14 protein-coding genes are annotated in these 14,014 nt (G+C 66.3%); 10 read left to right on the forward strand and 4 right to left on the reverse strand.

Translation table 11 applies throughout. The annotated features are described in order from the left end of the window. The first annotated feature begins 8 nt into the window (after nucleotides 1-8). The 6 genes from rfaE2 (at nucleotide 9) to ACYX4P_RS10920 (ending at nucleotide 6,546) form a co-directional block, all read left to right on the forward strand. Nucleotides 9-1,490, forward strand: a complete 1,482-nt coding sequence (rfaE2, locus tag ACYX4P_RS10895; protein WP_248116416.1) for a D-glycero-beta-D-manno-heptose 1-phosphate adenylyltransferase — start codon at nucleotides 9-11, stop codon at nucleotides 1,488-1,490. Then, nucleotides 1,487-2,488, forward strand: coding sequence for an ADP-glyceromanno-heptose 6-epimerase (gene rfaD, locus ACYX4P_RS10900; RefSeq protein WP_248116419.1), 1,002 nt, complete (start codon nucleotides 1,487-1,489; stop codon nucleotides 2,486-2,488). The genes rfaE2 and rfaD overlap by 4 nt, the downstream gene beginning before the upstream one ends. Beyond that, a complete protein-coding gene (locus ACYX4P_RS10905) occupies nucleotides 2,488-3,579 on the forward strand; it encodes a DUF3089 domain-containing protein (RefSeq protein WP_248116421.1) in 1,092 nt (363 codons plus the stop codon). The genes rfaD and ACYX4P_RS10905 overlap by 1 nt, the downstream gene beginning before the upstream one ends. A gap of 73 nt (nucleotides 3,580-3,652) precedes the next feature. Next, nucleotides 3,653-4,642 carry an SPFH domain-containing protein gene (locus tag ACYX4P_RS10910; RefSeq protein ID WP_248116423.1) on the forward strand — a complete coding sequence of 330 codons (990 nt, stop codon included), beginning with the start codon at nucleotides 3,653-3,655 and terminating at the stop codon, nucleotides 4,640-4,642. A 19-nt stretch (nucleotides 4,643-4,661) separates the two neighbouring features. Next, complete coding sequence (locus tag ACYX4P_RS10915; RefSeq protein ID WP_248116425.1) at nucleotides 4,662-5,120, forward strand: NfeD family protein; 459 nt, start codon at nucleotides 4,662-4,664, stop codon at nucleotides 5,118-5,120. Nucleotides 5,121-5,151: 31 nt separating this feature from the next. Next, complete coding sequence (locus ACYX4P_RS10920; protein ID WP_292046303.1) at nucleotides 5,152-6,546, forward strand: MFS transporter; 1,395 nt, start codon at nucleotides 5,152-5,154, stop codon at nucleotides 6,544-6,546. Between the two features lie 189 nt (nucleotides 6,547-6,735). Here ACYX4P_RS10920 and rnhA read toward each other — a convergent pair whose 3' ends face one another. Then, nucleotides 6,736-7,188: a ribonuclease HI gene (gene rnhA / locus ACYX4P_RS10925; RefSeq protein ID WP_248116431.1), complete on the reverse strand. Its 453-nt coding sequence runs from the start codon at nucleotides 7,186-7,188 to the stop codon at nucleotides 6,736-6,738. 111 nt (nucleotides 7,189-7,299) lie between these two features. On the opposite strand from rnhA, the gene ACYX4P_RS10930 reads away from it, so the two are divergent. The 3 genes from ACYX4P_RS10930 to tatC are packed head-to-tail and all read left to right on the forward strand — an operon-like array spanning nucleotide 7,300 to nucleotide 9,031. Further along, nucleotides 7,300-7,518: a twin-arginine translocase TatA/TatE family subunit gene (locus tag ACYX4P_RS10930; RefSeq protein ID WP_248116433.1), complete on the forward strand. Its 219-nt coding sequence runs from the start codon at nucleotides 7,300-7,302 to the stop codon at nucleotides 7,516-7,518. A gap of 23 nt (nucleotides 7,519-7,541) precedes the next feature. Next, nucleotides 7,542-8,147 (forward strand): Sec-independent protein translocase protein TatB, encoded by a 606-nt coding sequence (gene tatB / locus ACYX4P_RS10935; RefSeq protein WP_248116435.1) that lies wholly within the window; start codon nucleotides 7,542-7,544, stop codon nucleotides 8,145-8,147. Further along, a complete protein-coding gene (gene tatC, locus ACYX4P_RS10940; protein ID WP_248116437.1) occupies nucleotides 8,144-9,031 on the forward strand; it encodes a twin-arginine translocase subunit TatC in 888 nt (295 codons plus the stop codon). Before tatB ends, tatC begins: the two co-directional genes overlap by 4 nt. A 108-nt stretch (nucleotides 9,032-9,139) precedes the next feature. On the opposite strand, the gene glnA is transcribed toward tatC, so the two are convergent. Together glnA and ACYX4P_RS10950 are read right to left on the reverse strand one after the other, a co-directional pair. Next, a complete protein-coding gene (glnA, locus tag ACYX4P_RS10945; RefSeq protein WP_248116439.1) occupies nucleotides 9,140-10,546 on the reverse strand; it encodes a type I glutamate--ammonia ligase in 1,407 nt (468 codons plus the stop codon). Nucleotides 10,547-10,629: 83 nt separating this feature from the next. Then, a complete protein-coding gene (locus ACYX4P_RS10950) occupies nucleotides 10,630-10,968 on the reverse strand; it encodes a P-II family nitrogen regulator (RefSeq protein WP_248116441.1) in 339 nt (112 codons plus the stop codon). A gap of 117 nt (nucleotides 10,969-11,085) precedes the next feature. On the opposite strand from ACYX4P_RS10950, the gene ACYX4P_RS10955 reads away from it, so the two are divergent. Beyond that, complete coding sequence (locus tag ACYX4P_RS10955) at nucleotides 11,086-11,901, forward strand: NAD(P)H-hydrate dehydratase (protein WP_248116443.1); 816 nt, start codon at nucleotides 11,086-11,088, stop codon at nucleotides 11,899-11,901. On the opposite strand, the gene ACYX4P_RS10960 is transcribed toward ACYX4P_RS10955, so the two are convergent. Next, nucleotides 11,898-14,009, reverse strand: coding sequence for a GumC family protein (locus ACYX4P_RS10960; RefSeq protein ID WP_248116445.1), 2,112 nt, complete (start codon nucleotides 14,007-14,009; stop codon nucleotides 11,898-11,900). The genes ACYX4P_RS10955 and ACYX4P_RS10960 overlap by 4 nt on opposite strands. Nucleotides 14,010-14,014: the final 5 nt, after the last annotated feature.

Raw genomic sequence — 14,014 nt, forward strand, 5'->3', positions numbered from 1 at the left:
TCGGGCGGATGTCTGACACCCTGGATCTGGCCGCCCTGCAGAGCCTGCTGGAGCGCGTTCGCGGTCTCAAGATCGCCTGCGTCGGCGATCTGATGCTGGATCGCTACGTCTATGGCGAAGTCAGCCGCATTTCGCCCGAAGCGCCGATCCCAGTGCTGCGGACCGCGCGCACCGTCGCCATGCCTGGCGGCGTGGGCAATGTGGCGCGCAACATCGCCGCGCTGGGCGGCGTTGCGCGTCTGGGCGCCGTGGTCGGAGACGATGCGGCGGGGGCGGAGTTGACCGCTTTGATCGACGCCGAAGCCGGCATCGAAGACGTGTTGGTCAGGCCTCCCGGGGCTGTGACGATCGTCAAGACGCGGTTCGTCTCGGCGGGGCAGCAACTGCTGCGGCTGGACGATGAGGCGGCGCCGGCCAGGGTAGAGGATTCCGACGCGTTTTCCGAAGCGTCTGTCTATTTGTTGTCAGACTATGCGAAAGGCGTCGTAGGCGACGCCTTGATCGCTGCGGCCCTGAAGGCGGCCAAGGGATCGGGCGCGCCTGTCGTGGTCGATCCAAAAGGGCGCGACTTCGCCCGTTACGGCGCTGTGGACGTCATCAAGCCCAACGCTTCGGAGCTGGCGGCGGCGACGGGCCTGCCGGTTGGAACGGACGCGGAGGTGGAGGCGGCGCTCGACGCCCTGCTGGCCGCCACCACCGCCAAGGCCGTCATCGTCACGCGCGCCGGCAAGGGCATGAGCCTGGCCCGGCGGGGCGCGCCGGTGAAGCATTTCCCCGGCCGGGCGCGCGAGGTGTTCGACGTGTCCGGGGCCGGCGACACGGGTCTGGCCGCCATCGGCCTGGCGCTGGGCGCGGGCGCTTCGTTGGAAACGGCGGTGCAGTTCGCCATCCTGGCCTCGGGCGTGGTGGTCGGCAAGGCGGGGACCGCCGTGGTTACGCCGGCAGAGCTGATCGAGGCCGAGGTGAGCCAGCACGCCAGCGCCGCCGTCGCCAAGGTCACGCCGCTGGACGAGCTGGACGCCGACGTCGAGACGTGGCGGCGTCAGGGGCTGAAGGTCGGCTTCACCAACGGCTGTTTCGACATTCTTCACCGGGGCCATGTCGCCTATCTGGCCCAGGCGCGCAGTTGGTGCGACCGGCTGGTGGTGGCGCTGAACACAGACGCCTCCGTCCGGCGATTGAAGGGCGAGGGACGGCCGGTCAACGACCTGGACAGCCGCGCGGTCGTCATCGGCGGCCTGGCCAGCGTGGATCGCGTGACCAGCTTCGACGATCCGACGCCGCTGGCGCTGATCGAAAGACTACGCCCTGATGTCCTGATCAAGGGTTCGGACTATACGCGCGAAGGCGTAGTGGGCGGCGATCTGGTTGAAAGCTGGGGCGGAGAGGTCAAGCTGGCCGATTTCAAGGACGGCTTCTCGACCACGCGGACCATAGAGAAGATGACAACCGGCGCCCCGGCCGCGCCGGCGACAGGACAAGAGCAATGACCCCGCGCATGATCGTGGTGACCGGCGGCGCCGGATTTATCGGCTCCAACATCGTGGCGCGCCTGACGGCCGAGACGGCCTATGACGTCGTGGTCTGCGATCGCCTGGAAACGGCCGATCTGGCCAAGTGGAAGAACCTGGCCAAACATCCTATCGCCGACTTCTGGTCGCCCGAAGAGCTGTTCGAACAGCTGGAACGCCACGCCGAGCGGATCGAGGCCGTCGTCCATATGGGCGCGATCTCTTCAACGACGGAGCCGGATGCGGACCTGATCCTGCGGACCAACTTCACCCTGTCGCGCGACCTGTGGGATTGGTGCGCCATCCGTGACGCGCGGATGATCTACGCCTCGTCGGCGGCGACCTATGGCGACGGAGAGACGGGGTTCAACGACGATGACGATGCGGAGTCACTGTCTCAGCTTCGGCCGCTAAACGCCTATGGCTATTCGAAGATGCTGTTCGACCAGTATGCGGCGCGCCAGGCGGACCGAGGCCAGGCGCCGCGTCAGTGGGCCGGGCTCAAGTTCTTCAACGTCTATGGCCCGAACGAGGGACACAAGGGCGGTATGAAGTCGGTGGTGGCCCAGATCTGGCCCAAGGTGCAGGCAGGTGAGGCCGTGACCCTGTTCCGCTCGCATAATCCGAATTATTCGGACGGGGGCCAAATGCGCGACTTCGTCTATGTCGACGACGTGGTCGACATCATCGAATTCCTGCTGCAATCGCCTGAGGTTTCGGGCGTGTTCAACGCCGGGTCGGGACAGGCGCGTTCGTTCGCGGACCTGGCCAGGGCGACATTCGCCGCCGCGGGCAAGGCCCCGTCCATCGACTATGTCGATACGCCGGTCTCGATCCGGGATCGCTACCAGTATTTCACGGAAGCGCGCATGGACCGCATTCGCGCCGCCGGCTTCCAGGGGCAGTCCACGCCGTTGGAAGAGGGTGTACGACGCTACGTGCAGAACTTCCTGTCGACGGCCGACCCGTACCGCTGATGCGCCGGCTGACCTTCAGGCAGTGGGTCGGCTATGCGGGGTTCGCCGCCGTCTTCGTGATGACCGCCGCCGTCGCCGTCTGGAGCGGCGATATCTTGCGGGCTGGACTGGACCCGCAGGTGCCGTTCCAGACCTATGAGCCGCCGGCCGAGCCGGACTATCGTTCGGCCCTGTCCTGGGCGTTGCAGGACGACGGAAGGTCGGATCAGGCCTCGGTGTTCTTCGTCATGCCGACGACGTTCGATGGCGGTTCGGGCTGGAACGGGGCCATCGATGACGCGCGGGCGAACGCCTATATGCGCCGCGTGGTGCTGCCGAACTATGCGTCGCCGTTCGCGCGCGAGGCCAAGGTCAGCGCGCCGCTGTATCGACAGGCCAGCCTCTATACCCGGCTGACGCTGCGCGACGACGCACGCGAGGCCAGGGCCTTCGCCTATGGGGACGTGAAGCGGGCCTTCGATCTGTGGCTGCAGAACCATCCGAACGGGCCCATCATCATTGCAGGGGTGGAGCAGGGCGGCGAACTGGCGGCCCGTCTGGTGCGTGAGGAACTGCAGGCGCATCCGGCGCTGAAGGCGCGTCTGGCCGCCGCCTATTTGATCGAGACGCTGGTGAGCCGCGAGATGTTCGATGGACGCATCGCGCCCTGCGACGCCGCCGACCAGACCGGCTGTCTGGTTGCCTGGATGTCGGTGCAGAACGGCGATGATTCGGCTGCCCGTCGCGCCCTTCGTCGCGCCCTGGAGTGGAACGACCGGGGCGAACTGGTAGGCTTGGAGACCCCGTCCATCTGCGTCAATCCCGTCACCGGCGCCGCCGCCCACCCGCGCGCCGAAGCGCGACAGCACAGCGGCGCAACCAACGCGACCGGCCTGGAATGGGGCGCGCGGCCGGCCCTGACCGGGCGGCTGATCTCGACCGAATGTCGCGGCGGCCTGCTGTGGCACAGCGCGCCTGACGCCGATTTCCTGACCGCCGGAGGAAGCTGGGCGGATCGGCGCAAGATCGAGCCCTACAATCTGTTTTACGGCGATATAGAGCGCGACGTGGCGACGCGGATCGGCGCCTGGCGGCGGCGAAACGGCGCCTGACAACAAGGGCCGCCGGTTTCTGTAGCGCCGCTCGCGCGCAGCGGGTAGGCTTGCCGCCTCAGGGAGGATCCGAATGGACGTGACCACCATCTTCGCCGGCGTCGTGCTGCTGCTGGCCATCGTGCTCTTGATCAGCGTGATCAAGATCGTGCCGCAAGGCCGTGAATTCACGGTCGAACGTTTCGGCAAATATACCAAGACCCTCAGCCCCGGCATCGGCTTCCTGACGCCGTTCGTGGAGCGGGTCGGCCGTCGCATGAACATGATGGAACAGGTGCTGGACGTCCCGACCCAGGAGGTCATCACCAAAGACAACGCCATGGTGAAGGTGGATGGCATCGTCTTCATCCAGGTGATGGACTCGGCGCGCGCCGCCTATCGCGTCGACGATCTGCCCTACGCCATTTCGCAACTATGCATGACCAACCTGCGGACGGTGGTCGGTTCGATGGAGCTGGACGAGGTTCTGAGCCAGCGCGACAGCATCAACACCCGCCTGCTGCACGTCATCGATGCGGCCACCGAGCCCTGGGGCGTCAAGGTCAACCGCATCGAGATCAAGGACCTGACCCCGCCGACAGACATCACCAACGCCATGGCTCGCCAGATGAAGGCCGAACGCGAGCGCCGCGCCGTCATCACCGAGGCCGACGGCGAGAAGTCCGCCGCCATCGCCCGCGCCGAGGGCGCCAAACAGGCCGCCATTCTTCAGGCCGAGGGCCGCAAGGAAGCCGCCTTCCGCGACGCCGAGGCCCGCGAGCGGGAGGCCGAGGCCGAGGCCCGCGCCACCGCCATGGTGTCGGAAGCCATCGCGCGCGGCGACGTGAACGCCATCAACTATTTCGTGGCGCAGAAATACGTTGAGGCCTTCGCCGAATTGGCCCGCAGCCCGCAGCAACGCACCGTGATCGTGCCCGCCGAAATGGGCGCCCTGGTCGGCACCATCGCCGGCATCGGCGAGATGGTCGGCCTGGCCAAGCAGCAGAGCGGACCCACGGCCGCGCCCGCACGCCCCGCGCCGCCGCGTCGCCCCGCGCAAGGCAGCGTCCCGCCCTCCGCCTGATTTCTTAGGAAGCTGATCGATGACCGCGCTCGCCGATTTCTATGTCGCCCAGCCGTTCTGGATCTGGCTTGCTGTTGGCGTGCTGCTGCTTGCGGTGGAGGCGATGTTCTCGACCGAGTGGCTGCTGTGGCCCGCAGTCTCGGCCGGGGTCGTCGCGGTGATGACGGCGGCGGGCGTGCGGCTGGGCCTGCCGGGCGAGGTCGCGGTGTTCGCCCTCTTGACCGTGATCTCGACCCTGCTGTCGCGCCGACTGATCGCCAAGGCCAATCCCGACGGTCCCGACATCAACGACCGCGACGGCCGCCTGATCGGCCAAAAGGCCAGGGTGGTCCAGGCCTTTGTCGATGGACGGGGCCGGGTCTTCGTCTCTGGCGCCGAATGGTCAGCCGAGATCGAGGGCGAGGCGCCGGGAGAGGGGCAGGATGTCGTCGTCAAGCGCGTCGACGGCTCTCGCCTGACGGTTCAGGCCAGCGTCTGAACCGTTACGCGGTCGCCCGCGTTGGCGTGGGATGACTAGCCAGTATGTCGCAGCCGACGGCCTGCCCACGCCTCGGCGCTATTGGGCCATCGTGTCCATCGGCCTGGGCATCACCCTGGCTGTCTTGGACGGCGCCATCGCCAACGTCGCCCTGCCGTCCATCGCCCGCGATCTGCAGGCGTCGGCCGCAGCCTCGATCTGGATCGTCAACGCCTATCAGATCGCCATCGTCGTGGCCCTGCTGCCGCTGGCGTCGCTGGGCGAGATCGTGGGGTATCGCCGTGTGTCCCAGATCGGGCTGGCGGTTTTCACCCTGGCGTCCATCGCCTGCGCCCTGTCCGATTCGATCCTGACCCTCAGCCTGTCGCGGGTTCTGCAGGGATTCGGCGCGGCCGGGATCATGAGCGTGAACGGCGCCCTGGTGCGCTTCACCTATCCGCAGCGAATGCTGGGGCGGGCCGTCGGTATCAATGCGGTGATCGTGTCGATGGCCGCCGCGGCCGGCCCGACCATCGCCAGCGCGATTCTCAGCGTCGGCGAATGGCGTTGGCTGTTCGCGCTGAACATTCCGTTGGGCGTCCTGGCGGTGTCGATGGCGGGGTTCACCTTGCCGCACAATCCGTTGCACAAGCGACGGCTGAACATCGTCGGCGCCCTGTTGAGCGCGGCCGCCTTCGGCTTCGTCATCACCGGGATGCAAGCGCTTGCGCATGGCGAGGCGTCCATCTTCGGCTTCGGCCTGACGGGACTTGGGCTGGCGGCGGGCGTCCTGCTGGTTCGACACGAGAAGCCCAGCAAGACGCCGTTGATCCCGCTCGATTTGCTGGCGCGACCGATGTTCGCCTTGTCGGTGGCGACGTCGATCATTTCCTTCACCGCCCAGATGATGGCTTTCGTTGCCTTGCCCTTCTTCCTGCAGGGCTCGCTTGGACTAAGCGCGGTGCAGACGGGGCTGCTGATGACGCCGTGGCCGCTGGGGACCATGTTCGCCGCGCCGCTGGCCGGAGCCTTGTCGGACCGATATTCGGCCGGCGTGCTGGGGGCCGTGGGGCTGACGCTGTTCGCCTGCGGGCTTATGGCGCTGAGCCTGTTGGACGCCGAATCGTCGCATTTCGACATCGTCTGGCGCATGGCCCTGTGCGGAGCTGGATTCGGTTTCTTCCAGTCGCCCAACAATCGCGCCATGTTGTCGGAGGCCCCGCGTGAGCGGGCTGGTGCGGCGGGCGGGGCGCTGGGGACCGCGCGCGTCCTGGGTCAGTCGATGGGCGCCGTGGTCGTGGCCTTTCTGCTGTCGGCCGCGCCGCAGAGCGGCGTGCGGCATGGTTTCCAGATCGCCGCCACAGCCGCCCTGTTCGGCGCGGTCATGAGCGGATCACGCATCCGCCGCCGACCGGCCGAGCCGGAAAAGGAAGTCGAGGTCGTCTAAGGTTCGATCCACATTCAGCTTTCTAATGTCATTCCAAGGGCGTCCGAAGGCGGAATCCGAAACCTGGAAGTCGTGCATCAGGCTTTAGGTCTGTCCAACAGTCCGGGCGTGCCCCTGGGTTCCAGGTTCTTCGCTGTAAACAGCCCGGCAGTGACCACCAGGCCTGGGCCCACAGATGTGCAGTTGAACCTAACGCCCCTTCAGCTCCGCCACGCCGCGATTCGCCAGTTGGTCCGCGCGCTCGTTCAGCTCATGGCCGGCGTGGCCCTTGACCCAGCGCCATTTGACGTCGTGGCGCGTGCGGGCGGCGTCCAGTCGCTGCCAAAGGTCGGCGTTCTTGACCGGCTTCTTGTCCGCCGTCAGCCAGCCGCGCGCCTTCCAGCCGCGCATCCATTCAGTGATTCCCTGCATCACATACTTGCTGTCGGTATGCAGCTCGACCTTACAGGGCCGTTTCAGGGCCTCCAGAGCCATGATGGCGGCCATCAGCTCCATCCGGTTGTTGGTGGTGTTGGGCTCGCCGCCCCAGAGTTCCTTTTCGTGGCCGCCGCCTGCCTGAAGCACGGCGCCCCAGCCGCCAGGTCCGGGATTGCCCTTGCAGGCGCCGTCGGTGTGGATGATGACGTGATCGGAGGGACTCATGGTCGCGCAGGCCTACAGCCTCCCTTGGCGGGACGCCATGACTGCGCCTATATGCGGGTCGAATAAGAGTGGATGGGATCGGATGACCGATCCCCGCGAGGAGAATACGCCATGGGCTCCATGAGCATCTGGCACTGGGCCATCGTCATCGTCGTGGTCGCCCTGCTGTTCGGCGGGCGCGGCAAGCTGTCCGGCATCATGGGCGACGCCGCTAAGGGCATCCGCGCCTTCAAGGACGGACTGAAGGACGAGGACAAGAAGGACGGTCCGCACGAGGGCGTCAGCTCGCTGCCGCGCACCGAGGCGGAAAAGGAAGAGCTGAAGCGCTAGCCGTCATCTGTAAGGGTTGACGCATGGGCGGGCTCGCCCCCGGAGTGGGGGGTTTCGAATTAGTGGTGATCGGCATCGTGGCCCTGCTTGTGGTGGGACCAAAGGATTTGCCGATCCTGATGCGTCGCGTCGGCCAGATGGTGGCCAAGGCGCGCGCGATGGCCAATGAGTTTCGCACCAGCTTCGACGAAATGGCGCGCCAGTCCGAGTTGGACGACCTGCGCAAGGAGGTCGAGGCGCTGCGGACCGGGCAGGGGGCGATGTATCCGCTGGGGCCCGAGGCCGACGCGGCGTTCAAGGACATCAACGCCGGACTGACCGCGCCGACGACATCGACGCCCCGGCCGGCGCCCGTGCCCGAAGCGCCGGTGATGACGCCGGCGGCGGACGAATGGCCGGACGTCGGCGCGTCGGTGAACGCTGAACCCGCTCTCGCACCCGAGGCCAAGCGCACGCCGACTGTGAAGAAGGCTGCGGCGAAGCCCCCGACTGTCGCCAAGACCAAGGCGCCGAAGACGGCCTCGGATAAACCGAAGGCGGCCAGACCGGCTGCGACCAAGACCGTCAAGACCGCTGCGGCCAAGGCCGCCAAGCCCAAGGGCGCGCGCAAGAAGGCTGTCGATCTTTGACCCTGTCCGATCGTGACGAAGCCGAGATCGAGGCGTCGCGGGCGCCTCTGATGGACCATCTGATCGAGCTGCGTCGGCGGCTTCTGATCTGCGTCGTCGCCTTTGCGGTCGGCTTCATCGGCTGTTTCGCCTTTTCCGAGCCGATCTATCTGTTTCTGGTCAAGCCGTTCGTGGCGGCCCAGGCCTTCTATTCGTCGGTCGGCCCACATGGTCACGTCTCGCCGCTGGACCTGATCCTGGGCACGGCCGGGCTGAAGCCCCTGCCGCACGTCAACGGCCATACGGTCAATCTGATCTATACGGCGCCGCTGGAAATCCTGTTCACCAAGATGAAGCTGGCCGGGTTCGGCGCGGTGTTCGTGGCCTTCCCCGTACTGGCCTGGCAGTTGTACCGCTTCGTCGCGCCGGGGCTTTATCGCAACGAGCGCGGCGCCTTCCTGCCGTTCCTGGTGGCGGCGCCCTTGCTGTTCCTGCTTGGGGCCGCGCTGGTCTATTTCGTCATGCTTCCCTTCGTGATGTGGTTTTCGCTGAGCCAGCAGATCGTGGGCGACGGAGTGGCGGCCAATCTGCTGCCCAAGGTGTCGGACTATCTGAACCTGGTGACGGCGCTGCTTCTGGCGTTTGGCCTGTGCTTCCAGCTGCCGGTCGTGATGACCCTGTTGGGGATGGCGGGTCTGATCAATTCCAAGCTGATGTCGTCGGGCCGCCGCTACGCCATCGTCGCGGTCGTGGTGGTCGCCGCCGTCGTGACCCCGCCTGATCCGATCAGCCAGCTGATGCTGGCCGTGCCGATGGTGCTGCTCTACGAGGTTTCGATCTGGTGCGTGCGGCTGATCGAACTGCGCCGCAAGAAGGCCGACGCGCTGGAAGCCGAGATGGCCTGACGATCCGATAGAGCGGCGAGGGCGTGGCGTTTCCCCAGCCAATCCGAGACATGAAAAAGGGCCGGGGAGCGATCCCCGGCCCTTCGTCTTTTTACGCCGATCCTGCGATCAGCAGCTGTAGTACATGTCGAACTCGACCGGGTGCGGATGCAGTTGCAGGCGCATCACCTCTTCCATCTTCAGCTCGATGTAGCTGTCGATGAAGTCGTCATCCATGACGCCGCCCTTTTTGAGGAAGGCGCGGTCCTTGTCCAAGTTCTCCAGCGCTTCACGCAGCGAGCCGCAGACCTCGGGGATCGAGCCGCGCTCTTCCGGCGGCAGGTCGTAGAGGTTCTTGTCGGCGGGCGCGCCCGGATCGATGCGGTTCTCGATGCCGTCCAGGCCGGCCATCAGCAGGGCTACGAAGGTCAGATAGGGGTTGCCCATCGGATCGGGGAAGCGGGCTTCCAGACGCTTGGCCTTGGGCGAGGAGACGTGTGGGATGCGGATGGAGGCCGAACGGTTGCGCGCCGAATAGGCCAGCTTCACCGGGGCTTCGTAGCCGGGCACCAGACGCTTGTAGGAGTTGGTGGTCGAGTTGGCGAAGGCGTTGATGGCCTTGGCGTGCTTGATGATGCCGCCGATGTACCACAGGCATTCTTGGCTCAGGCCGGCGTACTGGTCGCCGGCGAACTGGGGCTTGCCGTCCTTCCAGATCGACATGTGAACGTGCATGCCCGAGCCGTTGTCGGCGAACATCGGCTTGGCCATGAAGGTCGCCGACTTGCCGTAGGCGTGGGCCACGTTGTGGATGACGTACTTATAGAGCTGAAGGCGGTCAGCCATGGTCAGCAGGTCGGAGAACTTCAGACCCAGTTCGTGCTGGGCCGGGGCCACCTCGTGGTGGTGCTTCTCGGGCTGCAGGCCCAGGTCGCGCATGACGCCCAGCATTTCGCCGCGCAGGTCCTGGCCGGAATCGACCGGATTGACCGGGAAATAGCCGCCCTTGGGTCCGGGGCGGTGGCCCATATTGCCTTCGGCATATTCGGCGCCGGTGTTGGCGGGCAGTTCCGTCGAATCGTAGCTGTAGCCGGTGTCGTGCGGCTGGGTAGACCAGCGCACGTCGTCGAAGATGAAGAACTCGGCTTCCGGGCCGAAGAAGACCTGATCGCCCACGCCCGACGACTGCACATAGGACAGCGCCTTCTTGGCCATGGAGCGGCTGTCGCGGTTATAGGGCTCGCCCGTGTCGGGGTTCAGCACGTCGCAGAACAGGAACATCGTGGTCTGCTGGTAGAACGGATCGATGTAGGCCGTGGTCAGGTCCGGCTTCAGCAGCATGTCGGACTCGTTGATGGCCTTCCAGCCGGCGATGGACGAGCCATCGAACATCGTGCCTTCCGTCAGGAAGTCCTCGTCGACCAGATCGACGTCGAAGGTGACGTGCTGCAGCCTGCCGCGCGTGTCGGTGAAACGGACGTCGACATATTGGACGTCCTTTTCCTTGATCTCCTTGAGGATCTTGCTGGCGCTCATTCTCGGAAGTCCTGTTTTCTTATCGTTTGGGGAGGAAACCGGACCACGACCCGAGGGCCGAGGCCGGGGAGGGGTAGTCAACGTCAGACGGCCTGTGCGCCCGTTTCGCCGGTTCGGATGCGGATCACCTCGGCGACGTCGGACACGAAGATCTTGCCGTCGCCGATCTTGCCCGTGCGAGCAGAGGTCTGAATAGCCTCGACCACGGCGGGCGCCATGTCGTCGGCGACGACAACCTCGATCTTGATCTTGGGCAGGAAGTCGATGACGTATTCGGCGCCGCGATACAGTTCGGAATGGCCCTTCTGGCGGCCATATCCCTTGGCCTCCAGCACAGTCATGCCTTGCACGCCCACATCCTGGAGTGCCTCTTTGACGTCATCCAGCTTGAAGGGCTTGATGATGGCTTCGATCTTCTTCATGGCGACCCCTGAGCGGCGCACGAAATGCAGCGGCGCTCGGGCCTGAATGGGACACACCAAGGGCGCTGAAAGCAAGCAGTTTTCGCAGAAGAGCCACGGATAATCGGAAGGCGGACAATGCAGACCAACGACCCCGCGCTATGGCGCAGTTTTCTGCCCTGGCCGAGCGCAGAGACGCACAAACATGCTCGGGGGCGTTTAGTGGTGGTGTCGGGTCGAGCGCATCACACGGGCGCGGCGCGGCTGGCGGCGCGGGCGGGACTGCGGATGGGCGCGGGCGTAGTGCGAATCCTTTGCCCGCCCGATGCCGCAGCGGTGATCGCTCCGGCCATTCAGGCGATCATGCTGACGCCCTTCCCCTCGGCGGAGGCGCTGGGGCGCGAGGCGAGCAGCGCCGATGCGATCGTGGTCGGCCCGGCGGCCGGCGCCGACGAGGCGACCGTGGCGAACATCCATGCACTGGCCGGGACAGGGGCGGTGCTGGTGATCGACGCCGACGGCCTGTCGGTCTTCAAGGGACGGACGGTCGAGTTGATCGGTTTGCTGGACCGCGACGACATCCTGACCCCGCACGAGGGCGAGTTCGAGCGGCTGTTTCCTGGCCTGCTGAAACAGGGACGCGAGGCCGCCGTGGCGGAGGCGGCCAAGCAAGCGCGGGCGGTGATCGTGCTGAAAGGCTCGCAGACCCTGATCGCGGCGCCGGACGGGCGGGTGCGATTCAATCCAAACGGCTCGCCCTGGCTGGCCACCGCCGGCAGCGGAGACGTGCTGGCCGGGATCATCGGCGGCCTGACGGCCCAGCGGATGGATAGTTTCGAGGCGGCCTCGGCGGCGGTCTGGATCCATAGCGATGCGGCGAACCGGTTCGGACCGGGCCTGATCGCCGACGACCTCAGCGAGATCCTGCCCCGCGCCCTGGCGGCGCTGCGCTAGATGCGGGTGTAGATGAAGCGGGGGATGTGGAAGCGGCGCATGTTCAGGATGACGCCCGCCACCGTCCCGCCCGCCGCCGTGACCCGTTCAATCAGATTGGCGGCGACGGCCGTGCGCGTCTCCTCCGCCTCGATCACCACCAGCGACAGGTCCGTCAGCGGCGCAAGCAGCAGGGCGGCGGAGGATCGGTGCAGCGAGGGCGTGTCCACGATCACCACCGGGAACCGCGCCTTAACCCCATCGACAAAGTTGCGCCAGCGCGCCTCGGAAATGTTCGAGCCGGTGCGCGTCATCGGCGTGGTGACGTACAGATTACTGTCCTCGACCCGCAACACATAGGGGCTGTCGGGGATGTTGGTCAGTCGTCCGCCCAGGCCGTGAATGGCCATGGCGACGCTGGCGTCCTCTCGCGGTTCGGCGTCGATCAGCAGGGTCTCGACACCCGATCGGAAGGCCGAGGCCATCGCTAGGTCCAGCGCGATGCTGGTGACGCCCACGCCGTCCTCTGGCCCGATCACCGCTAGCGCGGCCTGGCCATCGGCGTTTTCCCGCAAGCGCCGCAGGATCAAAGCCGCCTGATCCGCCGTCAGCCGCGACGTCAGCGGGCGCCAGCGGGGCAGGGGGCTGTCGTCGTCGTCGCCCAGCGGCACGGTGGCCAGGACCGGGGCGCGCAGACGCACCTCCGCATCGCGCGGGGTCAGTATGACGGGCGAGGCGGCGGCCGAAACGATGATGACGGCCAGGGCCGCCAGGCTTCCGACGACCAGACCTGCCGCCAGGATCAGCAGCCGGCCGGTGCGGGCCTTGGTCGGCGGTTGGGCGGCCTCGATGACACGCACATTGGCGTTTGCGCCGGCGATTGAGCTTTGCAGCCGCGAATCCTCGGCGTTCTCGGAAACGCTGCGATAGGCGGTTTCGGTCAGGGTGCGCTGGCGCGTCAACTCGCGATAACGCGGCCCGATCTCGACCAAACTGGCCAGGCGGCTGCGCGCGGCGCCGAGGGCGTCGGACAGCTGTGCGCGTCCCGACTGCAGACCGGCCAGTTCGCCGCGTGTGGTGGCCAGTTGTGTCTCGATCTGCTGGCTGACGGGGTTGGGGCCGCTGCGGACCAGAGTCGTCTGCGACGGGGGCGCGGCGGCGATCTGGGTTTCAAGGTCGGTGATTTGACGATCCAGTTCGACCACGAGCGGATAGCCGTCGGCATAGCGGGCGGCGGCGACCCGACGACGCTCGCGCAGCAGCATCAGATTGTCGGTCAGGGCCGTGACCTGTTGAGAGCGGGTGTCGTCGGTGTTCAGCGCGATCTGGGCCGAGGCGTTGCGCAACTGCTGGGCCAGCCGGTCGGCGCGTGCGGCGGCGGTGGCGATCAACTGGTCCTGAGCGGCCAACTGAGCGGTCAATGCGGTCTGCTGCGACTGCACGCCTTGGATTTCCTGATCGTAGTCGCCGATGGCGTAACGGTTCGACAGGTCGGCGATCTGGGCCTCGGTTGCGGCCAGTTGATCGGACAGGCCGCGCTGCTGATCGTTGACGGCCGCGCTGTCGGCGCGCTGGAATATTTCGCGGCGGCTGGCGATGTAGTTCTGAACCAGGCGATTGACGAAGTCGGCCGCCACCTTGGGATCGCTATGACGCAGACGCACCTCGATGGTGTTGGACTGGGGTACGTTTTCGATCGTCAGGTCGCGGCCGAGTTGCTCTAGAGCCGCGTTCATGCCTGCCGGGCCGGCTTTCGCCTTGGGATAGACGCGCGTCAGGCCGATGTCGGTCAGGGTCTTCTCGCGGATTTCACGCGAGCCCAGGATTTCCATTTCGGCATGGACGATCTGGGCGCGGTCGAAGGTCTGCGGATTGCCGGTCGCGTCTTCGCCCACCGAGCGGCGAAACACATAGTCGTCGCCCAGCAGGATCAGCAGGCGTGACTGGGCGGTGTAGATCGGTTGGGCCAGGGTCGCGGCGGCCAGGGCCAGCAGAACGGGGATCAGGAACGCGATCAGCGCCTTGCGCCAGTGATAGAAGACAGGCGTCGCCAACTCGCGAATCGTGATCGCCGCCCCGGCGTTTCTGGGGCGTTGGTCGTCTTCGAGTTTCAGCGTCTGGTCGGTCAATACGC

Source organism: Brevundimonas sp. ABV4_179, from assembly GCF_056311945.1.